At 61.2% G+C, this 13,164-nt stretch carries 10 protein-coding genes; 4 read left to right on the top strand and 6 right to left on the bottom strand.

Annotation, left to right across the window (positions count from 1 at the left end):
* Window positions 1–38: 38 nt before the first annotated feature.
* From BLS41_RS34865 to BLS41_RS34850, 4 genes are all read left to right on the top strand, one after another.
* Complete coding sequence (locus BLS41_RS34865) at window positions 39–1,034, top strand: ABC transporter permease (protein WP_074773514.1); 996 nt, start codon at window positions 39–41, stop codon at window positions 1,032–1,034.
* Window positions 1,035–1,071: 37 nt separating this feature from the next.
* Complete coding sequence (locus BLS41_RS34860; RefSeq protein ID WP_074772666.1) at window positions 1,072–2,094, top strand: substrate-binding domain-containing protein; 1,023 nt, start codon at window positions 1,072–1,074, stop codon at window positions 2,092–2,094.
* Window positions 2,095–2,175: 81 nt separating this feature from the next.
* Window positions 2,176–3,072: an amidohydrolase family protein gene (locus tag BLS41_RS34855; RefSeq protein ID WP_074772663.1), complete on the top strand. Its 897-nt coding sequence runs from the start codon at window positions 2,176–2,178 to the stop codon at window positions 3,070–3,072.
* 275 nt (window positions 3,073–3,347) lie between these two features.
* Window positions 3,348–4,106: a putative quinol monooxygenase gene (locus BLS41_RS34850; protein ID WP_074772660.1), complete on the top strand. Its 759-nt coding sequence runs from the start codon at window positions 3,348–3,350 to the stop codon at window positions 4,104–4,106.
* Between the two features lie 155 nt (window positions 4,107–4,261).
* On the opposite strand, the gene BLS41_RS34845 is transcribed toward BLS41_RS34850, so the two are convergent.
* From BLS41_RS34845 to BLS41_RS34820, 6 genes are all read right to left on the bottom strand, one after another.
* Complete coding sequence (locus tag BLS41_RS34845; protein WP_143026465.1) at window positions 4,262–5,677, bottom strand: efflux transporter outer membrane subunit; 1,416 nt, start codon at window positions 5,675–5,677, stop codon at window positions 4,262–4,264.
* On the bottom strand, window positions 5,670–6,872 hold the full coding sequence (locus BLS41_RS34840; RefSeq protein ID WP_074772657.1) for an efflux RND transporter periplasmic adaptor subunit: 1,203 nt from the start codon (window positions 6,870–6,872) through the stop codon (window positions 5,670–5,672). The genes BLS41_RS34845 and BLS41_RS34840 overlap by 8 nt, the downstream gene beginning before the upstream one ends.
* Window positions 6,859–10,080, bottom strand: a complete 3,222-nt coding sequence (locus BLS41_RS34835) for an efflux RND transporter permease subunit (protein ID WP_074772654.1) — start codon at window positions 10,078–10,080, stop codon at window positions 6,859–6,861. Before BLS41_RS34835 ends, BLS41_RS34840 begins: the two co-directional genes overlap by 14 nt.
* Before the next feature lie 201 nt (window positions 10,081–10,281).
* Entirely contained in the window at window positions 10,282–10,968 is a 687-nt protein-coding gene (locus BLS41_RS34830; RefSeq protein ID WP_074772651.1) for a response regulator transcription factor, read from the bottom strand.
* A gap of 11 nt (window positions 10,969–10,979) precedes the next feature.
* A complete protein-coding gene (locus BLS41_RS34825) occupies window positions 10,980–12,347 on the bottom strand; it encodes a sensor histidine kinase (RefSeq protein WP_074772648.1) in 1,368 nt (455 codons plus the stop codon).
* A 3-nt stretch (window positions 12,348–12,350) separates the two neighbouring features.
* Window positions 12,351–13,028 (bottom strand): response regulator transcription factor, encoded by a 678-nt coding sequence (locus BLS41_RS34820; RefSeq protein WP_074772645.1) that lies wholly within the window; start codon window positions 13,026–13,028, stop codon window positions 12,351–12,353.
* Between the last annotated feature and the right edge of the window lie 136 nt (window positions 13,029–13,164).

Raw genomic sequence — 13,164 nt, 5'->3', positions numbered from 1 at the left:
CCGGCGGACGTGCAGGAAAGATCGATCAGGAGACACTTATGAAATCAGTTACGCATCCCATCGCGGAGCAGCGTTTGCAACGTTCCGGTGCAGGCCGTCGATTGTTGTCGACATATCGCTCTGAAATTGCGATTGCCATCGCGATCATCGTGATCGAACTCGCTGTCGGCATGATCGTGCCGGCCGCGCTATCCGGTGGGAACATCTCGAACGTGACGCAGGCGGCCGCCCCGCTCGTCATCATGTCCTTTGGCGTTCTGCTCGTCATCATCACGGGCGGTATCGATCTTTCGGTCGGCTCGGTGTTTTCGCTGACCGGCATGGTGACGGGACTTGCGATGTCGCACGGCTACGGTGCGATTGCGAGCAGTGTCGCGGGATTGTCGGTCGGTGTGCTGATCGGCGCCATCAACGGCGCGCTGGTCACTTTCGTCGGACTCGCGCCGTTCGTCGTAACGTTGAGCACTTATGCAATCGCGGGCAGCCTTTCGTTCATCGTCACCGACGGCCACTCACTGCCTATTTCGAATCCCGACTACTGGCTGCTCGATTCCGGCACGCTGATTCCGGGTCTGCCTAATTACGCGCTGTGGTGTGTTTTGCTGCTGATCGCAATCGAATTCTGTTTGCGAAAAGTTGTCGCGGGGCGTTGGCTATACGCAATCGGCAGCAGCAGTTCGTCAGCGCGCGTCATCGGGATTCCGGTGAATCGCGTCAGATTGGGCGCTTATCTGATGTCCGGATTGCTGGCGTCGTTTGCGAGCATCGTCAGTGTGTCGTACATCAGCAATGCGGAAGCGACCGCGGGTTCCAGCCTGATGTTGCAGGCAATAGCAGCAGTCGTGATCGGTGGCGCGAGCCTGTTTGGAGGCACCGGGTCAGCGGTCGGCGCGATGCTCGGCGCGCTGATGATCACGATCATTCAGAACGGCGCGAACCTGATCGGCGTCAACAGTTTCTGGCAAGGCACGGTGACGGGCGTTGTCATTCTCATTGCGGTTCTGGTCGACCGCGCTACCAAGGCCCGGCGCTAACAGCGGGTCAATCAGACAATCGTCAAGGAGACAGATCATGTTCAAGGACAATTCAAGCACGCTCGATAACGCGCCCGTCCGTCCGCTCAAACGTGCACTCGCGGCCTCGATACTGGTGCTTCTCCCGGTAATAGCATCGCAGCCGGTTGTCGCTGCGGACAAGCAGACTGTCGCCTATATTGCGCCGTCGCTCGATATTTCGTACTGGCAATGGGTCGCCTACGGTGTCAAGCAAAGAGCAAAAGAACTCGGCATGGACTACGTCGAATTCACCTCGGAGAACTCGCCGGCCAAACAGATGGACAACGTGCGTACCGCGATGACGCGTGGCGTCACTGCCATCGTGATGGGCCCGGTCAGTTCGACCAGCACGCCGCCTGTGCTTCGTCTGCTGAAGAGCAAATCGGTGCCGATCGCTTTCACCGGTATCGGACCGCAAGCGGGAGAAACCGACTTTACGTCGGCAGTGACCGCCAACAATTACGATACGGGTAAAGCACAGGGCACTTACGTGTGCAAACTTGCGAAGGACCGTGGCAGCAACAAGGTTGCGATGCTTTCGCTGCCACAGGATCGCGAGAACGCGCAGAAGTACATGAAAGGCGCGCAGGAGTCGTTCAAGGCCGACGGTTGCGATCTCGTTCAGGTACTGGAAACGCACGGCCTGACCGTCAACGAGGCGGTGCAGCAGGCTAACGACGTACTCACCGCGCATCCCGATGTGAAGGCGATTTATGGCATGTACGACGAAGCCGCGACCGGTGCTGCCAAAGCGCTGCAAACGCGTGGGATTGTCGGCAAGGTGGCGGTCGTCACTGCCGACGGCAGCCCCACTACGATCAAGCTGTTGCGAGACGGCACGATTCAGGGCATTTTCCTGCAGGAGGCCGTCGGACAGGGAATCGATGCAACCACCCAGGTGTACAACGCGTTGAACCATAAGCCGACGACCCAGCAATTGGCACTCAAGGAGCCGCTCGTGACGAAGGAGACAATCGATCATCCCGAAGCTCAGGCAACCGTCAAACGGGTCTATCCGCCGTCGGCCGGCAGCTACTGAGAACTTTATCGGAGAGACGCAACGCCGCTCGCGCAGCAACGAGCGGCGCAGGCTCATCAGCATTGCCTATGAGGAGACGACGTGGACAACCTGCCTATCATCGACCCGCATCATCATCTATTCGACCTTGAGCACGGCAACTATCCGTGGCTACAGGGCCCCATGCTGAAACGCGTATTCGGCGATTACTCCGCGATTCGCCGGGACTATCTGATAGACGATTTTCTGGCTGATATTCGCCACCAGAATGTCGTGAAGACCGTGCACCTTCAGGTCGAATACGATCACAACGACCCGGTCGCGGAGACGCGATGGTTGCAGAGCGTGGCCGATGTGCACGGCTATCCGCACGGTATCGTTGCATTTGCCGATCTGGCGTCGCCGACTGTTCAATCGGTGATTGAAGAGCATTGCCAATATGCGAACGTGCGCGGCATCCGCCAGTGCCTTAACTTCCATCGCGATCCGGTCAAGACATTCATCGACAGCCCTCATTTAATGAGCGATCCGCAATGGCGTCGCGGCTATGCGCTGCTGAAGCAGTTCGATCTGTCATTTGACCTGCAGCTTTACTACACGCAGATGGAAGAAGCGCTCGCCCTCGCCCGTCAGTTCCCTGATACGCCGATGGTGCTCAATCACACCGGCATGCCGGTCGACCGTTCGCCGGAAGAGATCGACGGATGGAAAAAAGGCATGACGCTGCTTGCATCGGCGGAAAACGTGTTCTGCAAAATTTCTGGGCTGGGAATGGGCGACTGGAAGTGGACGGTATCGAGTATTCGTCCGTTCGTGCTTCACGCGATCGAGGCGTTTGGTGTAAAGCGCTGCATGTTCGCGAGTAATTTTCCGGTCGATAAACTCTTTAGCAGTTATGACGCGGTATTCGATACATTCAAGGAAATTACCGCCGATTTCTCAGTGCTTGAACGGCAGGCGCTGTTTCATGACAACGCGGAACGTGTGTATCGTCTGTGAGATTGAGCGTGAGCAAAGATCTGGTTGGCGGTTGACACTGGTCCGCTATCGCGCGTGACGGCCGCTTTCTGGCGGCCGCATAAGAAGCATGGCCTGTGGCCCTCTAAAAATAAAGAATCCTTCATCTTTGCGCCAGTTTTTCCCGCAAACGCTATGCGTATTCTTCTACGGCATCACTTGCCGGAGCGTCGGCGCATGGCGTTCTTCGCGACACAAGAATCAGGATCACGCCTGACCCTCCGGCATGAAGGACCAACCGCTACCAAGGGATCTTCATGTCCAACTACAAGCCGTTCATCGCCGCCAGACAGAAGTTGGCACTCGTCGCGAGCATCGTCCCGCTGACTCTGATTCCTTTTACGACTGCATCAGCGGCATCGGCCGCACCGGCCGACACCCCGCCGCCGTACGAAAATCTCTCTACGCTGCACGTCAAATCATCTGCGCTGAAGCCGTTCGAAACTGTCTTGCGTCAGAACGCGGCAGATGCGCGTCATGCGCCGGGCAATATTTCGTTCACGATATTTCAATCGCTATCGACTCCGTCGACGCTCTATGTACTAGAACAATGGAGCACCGAAGCCGCGTATAAAGTGCATATGCAGCAGCCTGCACTGCTCGCGATGCACAAGGCGGCGCAGGACGATCTGGACGGTCCGATCAGTCACATGCGCATTGCACCGGTTAGCCCCGGCGACGACTCCCAGCCCAAAGAGATTACCCACGCGGATCAGACCAGTAATGTGCTGGTATTCCTGAGCGTAAAAAGCGCCGCAGAAAAGCAGTTCCGCACTGACATCGCCAATGTGACGCCGACCTTTCGCGCCGCGCCCGGCAATATCTCATTCGATGTCTTCGAGGACACGGGGCATGCCGATTCGATGGTGCAACTGGAGCGCTGGACCAGCGACGCCACTCATCAGGCAAATCTGAAACGACCGATCATCGGCACGATCCGCGCGGACTATGCGCTCACGCTTGCCACACCGATGATGAACGGACGGGTCCTGCTCAAGGACATCACCAACGGCTAACAGGCCGTCATCACTACATCGCGGAATAAGCTCGAAGCCGTACTGCAAATCGGCGAGCTGGAGCGGATAGCCGCACGACATTCCGCTCCAGGATTTCCCGGCTATCGACGCGTGCATGCGTGCGTGCCACACCAGCATGTACGCGTCGAACCCGCTCAATCCCACCCACCGCCCAACGCCCGGATCAGATTCACCGCTGCCAGCAACTGCCCCGTCCGCGCCTGAATCAACGAACGCTGAGCATCGAGCGCCGACGTCTGTGCCGCGACCACATCGAGATAACTCACCGCGCCATCGCGATACTGCCCGGTAGCGAGCGTGAGCGCGCCCTGCGCATCGTCGGCGGCGGCGCTTTCGTGCTGCGCTTCGCTGCGCAACTCGCGCACGTTCGCCAGTTGATCCTCGACCTCGCGAAACGCCTGGAGCGCCACCTGCCGATAATCGGCGCTACGTTCGTCGAAGACCGCGCGAGCGCGATGGTCCATTGCGTTGCGTCGGCCGCCATCGAAAAGATCGACCGCGAGTTCGGGACCGAGCGACCAGAACGACGCAGGCGCGCTCAGCCAGTTACCCGGATCGTCGGACTGGAAGCCGCCCGCCAGGCCAAGCGAGATATCGGGGAACCACGCTGCGCGCGCCACACCGATTGCGTAATTGGCCGCGACAGCCCGTTGCTCCGCAGCGGCGATATCGGGCCGCCGTTGCAGCAACTCGGACGGTACGCCCGCAGGCACATCAGGCACCGTCGCCGACGTCTGGGCAACAGGAAGCGTAAACAGCGATGCCGGTACGCCGGCCAGCGTCGCCAGCGCATGTTCGGCAGCAGCCCGTGCGCGACGCACGCGGGCCTGATCGGCGGCGACGTTTTCGAGTTCGGTGCGAGCGCGGTACACGTCCAGTTCCGACGAAATACCGCCTGCATGACGGTTCTCGGTGAGCTTCAACGCTTTCGCATCGGCGACCTGGGTGCGCGTCAACAGATCGGCCTGTTCGTCGAGCCCGCGCGTGTCGAAATAGGCGTTTGCCAGATCGGCTTGCAGCAGCAATTTAACGGCGGCCAGATCGTCCACGCTCGCCGCCTGCTGCGCGGCCCCGGCGCGCACTTCGTTGCGCACCTTGCCCCACAGATCCAGCTCATACGACACGCCGATTGAAGCCGTGTGCGACCCATACGTGGCAGGTTGCCCAGAACCGCGCAGCGGACGATAGTCCGACTGACGGTTCTGCTCGCTATCCACCTCGAGCGTCAACGATGGAAACAGCCCCGAACGCGCAGTATCGAGGTCGGCGCTGGACTGGTCGTGCCGCGCCACCGCAGCAGCCAGTTGCGGATTGTCCTTCACAAGCTGCGTTTCGAAACGATCGAGAGTTGGATCGCCGAATGCTCTCCACCATTCGTCGTGACGCACTTTCGCCGGCCATTGCGCGTAGTGCCAGACACCGGACGGCGCGGGCGCCTCCTTGAACGCGGCAACCTGCGGCAACGCCGGCGCGTGATAAACCGGCGCGAACGAACACGCGGCGAGCGTGGCCGCCATCGCGCACGCCGTCATGCGAAGCACTCTATGCATGACCCTGGCTCCCATTGCCTGCATCCTTCGACTCGACGATCTTCACCGCCTCGCCCGCCACGATCGAATCGGGCGGATTGTCGATCACACGGTCGCCATGCTGCACGCCGCTGGCAATATCGAGCGCCGTGCCGTAGTCGGTGCCGATCACGATGTCGCGCAATGCGACACGGCCGTTCGCATCGACCACCGCCAGTTGCGGATGGCTGCCGCGAAATAGCAACGCGCTGGCCGGCACACGCACATTACCCGCTGCCGCAGGCAACGTGAAATGCACCTGCGCGTATTCGCCTGGAATCAACAGGCCGTCATGATTGTCCGCGTTCAGTTGCACCAGCAGCGTGCCGGATTGCGCGTCGACATCGTCATTGCTCGACGCCACGGTTGCATCGAACGACTTCCCGGCCCGCTCCGGCACGTCAAAAGTCACATGCATGCCCGGCACGATCCGTCCCGCGTAGTCTTGCGGCAAGCGCACGTACAGCCGCAATTGCGCGGTCGATGCGACCGAAAAAAGTTCCGGGCCGCCCGTATCGCCCGCACTCACCAGCGCGCCGATATCGGCGTGACGCGCGGTCACGATGCCGTCGAACGGCGCGGTCAGCGTGCGGAACGATTCGAGTGCCTGCAGGCGACGAACGTTCGCTTCACCCGCCGCGTAATCGGCGCGTTTGACGGCGAGTTCCGAACTCTTCTCGTCGGCGGCCTGTCGCGAAACGGAGTCCTGCTTCAGCATCGCCGACCAGCGTCCTGACGTGCTCGTCGCGAGCGCGAGGTCGGCCTTCTCGCGAGCGAGATCGGCCTGCGCCTGCGCCAGTTGTTGATCCAGCTCGGGCGTATCGATTGTCGCGAGTTTCTGACCTTGCTTGACCTTCGCCCCGATATCGACGTACCACGCTTTCATATAGCCTGACACGCGCGCATGAATCGACGCGTCGTCATGCGCTTCGAGCCTGCCCGGCAGATCGAAACTCGCGCCGCCGGTTTCCGCGACGGGCAACAGCACGCGTACCGACGGCACGGCTTGCGCATTGGTCCAGGCGGACAGGCTGTGGTCGGTATGAAGCCGGCTCGACACCCCTTCGGCATAGACGCCGACTGCCAGCAGCACCGCAATCACGCCGGCAATACGCAGACGACGCAGACGCTTTGCCGTGCCGTCGTCGGATGAAGCTCGGATCTCATTGGTTGACATGGTTTTCCTCGTTGACAGTCACGTCGTCTTTTTGGTCATGGCCACTCGCGGCGCTATCCGCAGTCTTGCGTCGATGCACGAAGCTGAACACCACGGGCACGAACATCAGCGTGGCCATCGTCGCGCAGATCAAGCCGCCGATCACCGCGCGTCCCAACGGCGCGTTCTGCTCGCCGCCGTCGCCGAGACCGAGCGCCATCGGCGCCATGCCGATGATCATCGCGAGCGCCGTCATCAATACCGGACGGAAGCGGGTGAAGCCTGCTTCCAGTGCGGCCTTGACGGAGTCCTGCGTCGCCACCAGCCGCTCGCGCGCGAAGCTGACGACCAGAATGCTGTTCGCAGTCGCGACGCCCATGCATAGAATCGCGCCGGTCAGCGCCGGGACGCTGATACTCGTGTGCGTAACGAACAGCATCCACGCGATGCCCGCCAATGCAGCGGGCAGGCCCGAGACGATCACGGCGGCGTCGAGCCACGACTGGAAGTTGACGACGATCAGCAGATAGATCAGCAGCACCGCACCGGCCAGGCCGAGCAGCAGGCCCGCGAACGCGCTGTGCATGGTCTGCACCTGGCCGCGAATCGTCACGTGCGAGCCGACCGGCAATTGCGGCTGCATCTGCCGCACGATTTCGCCGATGTCGTCGGTGACGCCGCCCAGATCGCGGCCTTGCGGCGTCGCGTAAATCTCGACCAGCGGCATGATGTTGTAGTGCGACACCACTGCGCTGGTCACGCCACGGTGAATCGTCGCGAGTGCGCCGAGCAGCTGCGCGCCGCCGGTGCCGCTGACGGGCATTGTGCGCAGCGAATCGAGCGTGGTCATCCGGTATTGCGGTGTCTGCGCGACGATCGGATACGACACGCCATTGCGCGGATCGAGCCAGAAAGTCGGCGCGACCTGCGAGGTGCCCGACAGACTTGCGACCGTCGCATTCGAGATGTCCTGCTCGGTCACGCCGAGCTGGTCCGCGAGAATACGGTCGACGTTCACGCTCAGTTGCGGATAGTCGAACGCTTGCTGGATACGCGCATCCGCAATGCCCGGCACGTGCTGCACGCGTTGCAAAAGTGCCTCGACGTAGCGGCGATTACCGGCTTCGTTGGTGCCCGACACCTGGATATCGATAGGAGCCGGTGCACCGAAATTCAGAATCTGACTGACGATATCGGCGGGCAGGAACGAGAACGTCACGCCGGGATAGATCGCGGGCAAGCGTTCGCGCAAGGTCTTCACGTAGCTCGCGGTGGGTGCGTGCTTGCCGGTCAGGCCGATCAGTACGTCGCCGTCCTGCGGGCCGATCGTGCCGCTGTTGCTATATGCGAGATTGATACCGCTGCCCGGCAAGCCGATGTTGTCGATGATGCTGTCCACGGCGGCAGGCGGAATCACCTGGCGCACGCTGCCCTCCACACGGTCGAGCAATGCCGCGACCTGTTCGACCCGCGTGCCGACCGGCGCACGCACATGCAGCGCGATTTCGCCCGCGTCGATATCGGGGAAGAAGTTCATGCCCAGCCACGGCAAAGTCGCGAACGACACCAGCGTCACGACGATGAACCCCGCCGCAAAGCGCAGCGGATTCGCCACCGCCAGATGCAACAGTCCCGAATAGCCCGCGCGCAATTTCTCGAACGACGCTTCGAAACCGCGCTGAAAACGCGCAAGCGGATGATTCGACACCGCCATATGCTCGCTGTCGTGACCATCCTGCAGATGCGCATGCGGCTTCAACAGCGCCATGGCCAGCGTCGGCACCAACGTTCGCGACAGAATGAACGACGACACCATCGCCAGAATCACGGCCTCGGCCATCGGCACGAACAGGAATCGCGCGACACCGTCGAGCAGCAGCATCGGCACGAATACGATGCAGATACACAGCAGCGACACGAATGCGGGCGTCACGATCTGCGCCGCGCCGTCGAGAATCGCGTCGCGCACGTTCTTGCCTTGCTCCAGATGCCAGTTGATGTTCTCGATGGTGACGGTCGCGTCGTCGACCAGAATGCCGACGGCGAGTGCGAGGCCACCCAGCGTCATCACGTTCAGCGTTTCGCCGAGCGCGGCGAGTCCGGCAATCGCCGCCAGCACCGCGAGCGGAATCGAGGTCGCGATGATGAGCGTCGAACGCCAGCTGCCGAGGAACAGCAGAATCATCAACGAGGTCAGCGCCGCCGCAATCACGCCTTCGCGCGCCACGCCCGTCACCGCGCCCTTCACGAATACCGACTGGTCGCCCATCACGACGAGCTTCAAACCTGCCGGCAATGTGGCCTTGATGCCAGGCAGCAGATCCTTGATACCGCTGACGATATCGAGTGTCGAAGCGGAGCCGCTTTTCAGCACGCTCATCAACACCGCGCGGTGTCCGTCGACTCGCACGATGTTGCCCTGCGGGCCGAAGCCGTCGCGCACGTGCGCGACATCGCGCATCAGCACCGTGGTGCCACTGACGGATTTAATCGGCAGGCGGTTCAATGCGTCGATCGACAACGGGCTGTTGTTCAGGTGCACGTTGTATTCGAAGTCGCCGATTTTCTGCGTACCAGCCGGGATGATCTGATTCTGCCGCGCGAGAGCGGTCGCAACGTCTTCCGCCGACAAACCATGCGCGACCAGTTCGGCCGGATTCAGATCGATCTGCACCTGACGTGTCTTGCCGCCGTATGGCGTCGGAATCGCCACACCCGCCACGCTCAACAGTTGCGGACGAATGATGTTGGTCGCGTAATCGGCGAGCTTCTGCTCGTCGAGACGATCGCTCATCAACGCGATCTGCAGCACGGGAACCGTCGACGCGTTGTAGTTCAGAATCAGCGGCGCGGTGGTGCCGGGCGGCATCTGCTTGAGCACCGTCTGCGAGATCGACGTGACCTGGGCCGTGGCGGTGCGAATATCCACCGACGGCTGGAAGAAGATCTTGACGATGCCGTAGCTGCGGTACGACTGCGACTCGATATGCTGGACATCGTTGACGGTCGTGCCGATCGAGCGCTCGTAGTAGGTCACGATTCGCCCGGACATATCGCCCGGCTGCAGCCCCGTGTATTGCCACACCACGCTGATCACCGGTATGCGGATGTCGGGAAAGATATCGGTCGGCGTTCGCATCGCGGCGAGCGGCCCGACGATCAGGATAAGCAGCGCCATGACCACAAACGTGTGCGGCTTCGATAGCGCGAGACGGACAAGCCTTAACATCGAATACGAGCTCCGGTCAGTGAAGTCCGCCAGAACACGGACCTCGTTCCCCGATCAGTGAAGGCCGATCCAGGACATGCCGGGTCATTTTGCGATCGCCGTTAAAGGCCGCCGTGGCGCAAAGATGAAGGAATCTTTAGTGAAGGGAACAACGCGCTTCGTCAGCGCGCGTGTAGCGAGCCGCTTGCCTGATGCAAACAGCTAGTCCGCATTCACGACGGCGCGATAGCCGAGCTTCGGCACGGTCATCAACGTGATGGGCAGATTGGTCTGGGATAGACGGGCGCGCAACCTCGACACGAGCAGATGAAGCGACGTGGTGTCGGCATCGGCTTCGCCGAAAATATAGTCGACCAGTTCGTCGCGCGCGACGGCTTCGCCGGGCACACGCAGCAGCCGGTCCATCAACAGATACTCTCGTTTGCGTAAAAGCAGTTGGTCGCCATCGCGACCGACGAGGCTGCGAGTGGCCGGAGAGAGGAGCGGTCGCGTGAACGCAGCAGACGGTGTTAAGGGTCTCGCAGCAGCCAATGCCGCATGATCGCGCTGACGGCAAAGCGCCTGCAATCGCGCGTGCAGTTCCGCATATTCATACGGATGATCCAGGCAGATATCGGCACCCGCTTCGAGCGCGGCCACGCGGGCGTCCTTCTGACCTTGGCGGTCGATCACCACCAGCACCGTATGAGCGGGACGCACGGCAAACGCTCGCGCTGCGTCGGATGCGCCGCCCGAGGTCAGCACGATGATCGCATCGACATGCTCGGCGCTCGCCAGATAAGCGGCATCGTCGAAATGGTTGAATTGGACGACGCTGTGATTCGACTCAGCGAGTGCTTCCGCAAGATAGCGCTGCGCGCCGCTGGTTCCCACGCAAACAATCCGCATGTCCGGTTCCTTTATGCGCGAGTGCGATGCTGCCAGCAGTCGAGTGTGACGCACAGTCCCGGCATCGCATCCGACAAGCTCAGTTCGAACTCGTGCAGATGCATGACCGCCTGCACGACCGACAACCCAAGCCCGGAACCGGGCACGGTGCTGGTCAATTCGCTTCGATAGAAGCGCTGGAAAACCGCCAGCCGCTCCGAGTCGGGAATGCCGGGACCGTTATCCTGAACGACAATGCGCGGACCGTCAGACGCGGCGCTGACGGAAAGCTGCACACGTCCCCCTTCCGGCGTGAATTTGATCGCGTTGTCGAGCAGATTGACGAGCGCTTCGAACATCAGCGGATAGTCGGCACGCACCATCGGTACGCTTTGCAGATCCTGCACCAGTTGCACACGCCGGGCGGCGGCAACCGGAGCGTACAGGTCGCCCACCTTACGGCAAAGGTCTTCCATCGATACATCGCAGAAGCCTTTTCGCCGGTTCATCGACTCGATTTCGGAAATGCGCATGATGGCGGCAAAGCGTTTTAGTACTTCGTCTGCTTCGTCGAATGCCTGATCGACGAGTTGCGCGTCTTCGGCAGCCATACCTTCTGTTGGAATACGCGCGAGCAGCGAACGAATGTGGATCACGGGCGTGCGCAGATCGTGTGCGATGCCGTCGCAAGCGCCCTTCACTTCGCGCATCAGCCGCGATACTTCGTCGAGCATGTGATTGACAATCTGCGACAGCCACGCGATTTCGTCGCGGCCCGCATCGGGTAAGCGGGCGTCGAGATCGCCGAGTGCAATCTGTTGCGCCACGCGTCGCACCTCGTTGACGCGCCGCAGTTGCGCCGTCGACACCAGCAGCCCCACGCCCAGGCCGCCCAGCATCACGATTGCCGCGCTCCATGCGAGGCCGCCGAGCATATAGCCGCGCAGCCGTGCCATTTCGTCGACGTCGCGAGAAATGACGAGCACGTTGCCATCCGCGAGACGCATGGCTTTGGTGCGCATGTACTCGGGCCGGGCGCTCGACTGTCCGTTCAACTCGGGCTTGCTCCACACGCCGTCGGCATCGGCGATCACGTCTTTGGGCAGCGCGACGATGTCGCCGGCAATCCATGTGCGGTCCGCGGCGAACAGGCCATAGTAATTCGTCGGACGGTGCATTTCACTGCGGATATGCGCGGCAATCTGCGTCGGCATCTGATCGACTGGCAGCGACGAAAAGTAAGCGAACTGCCAGTTGATGTTGTAATCCGCCTGGGTCGCGGTATAGGACGCCGATTTCCAGTAGTTCAGATACACCAGCCCCGACATCGACACCGCGAACACCAGCGCGAACATCAGCAACAGGCGGAAAATCGTCGTGCGCCACAGACTCATAGTCATCTCTCAGCCCAGCATGTAACCCGATCCGCGGACGGTTTTGATCAACGGCCGCATGCCCTGGGTGTCGATTTTCTTGCGCAGCAGGCCGATGTACACCTCGATCAGGTTCGTCCCCGGATCGAAGTGCATGTCCCAGACAGACTGGAAGATCATCGTCCGCGTGACGATCTGGCCGGAGTTGCGCGCGAGGTATTCGAGCAGCCTGAATTCGACCGGCGGCAACGCGATTTCCTGACCCGCGCGCCGCACAGAACGCGCGATCAGGTCGATCTCCAGATCGTCGACCTTGAGCATCGTGGCGACCGGCTGTTGCAAGCGGCCACGGCGACGCAGCAGCACCTGCACGCGCGCTTTCATCTCATCGGGTGCGAAGGGTTTGGCGATGTAGTCGTCGCCGCCTGCCAGCAGTCCGCTCACCCGCTCATCGACATCGGATAGCGCGCTGATCATCAGCACCGGCGTCTCGATGCCCACGCCGCGAATCGTCTTGACGATCGTCAGGCCGTCGATGCCGGGCAACACGCGGTCGAGCGTGATCACGTCGAACACGGGGTCCACCGCGCGGGCGATGCCCTCCTGCCCCGTGCGTACCCACTCCACGTCGAAACCGGCGTCGCGCAACGTATCGGTAATGTCGCGACCCACGATCGGGTCGTCTTCAATCGTCAGGATTCTGGTCATGGCTAACGCCTCCGCTGCGAGCATCGGCCTTCGATGAGAACAGCCGACAGTATCGCAAAGCCATTAACCGTGAAGATGAGAAATCCTTTAGGTTGCGGCCGGTTGTGTGGCCGCCTCATGCTGGAAGGCGTCTAAC

This window comes from Paraburkholderia fungorum (assembly GCF_900099835.1).
In the GTDB taxonomy this organism is placed as follows: Bacteria; Pseudomonadota; Gammaproteobacteria; order Burkholderiales; family Burkholderiaceae; genus Paraburkholderia; species Paraburkholderia fungorum_A.
Note: the sequence above shows the minus strand (reverse complement) of the source record. Positions and strands in the feature narration are given on the sequence as shown.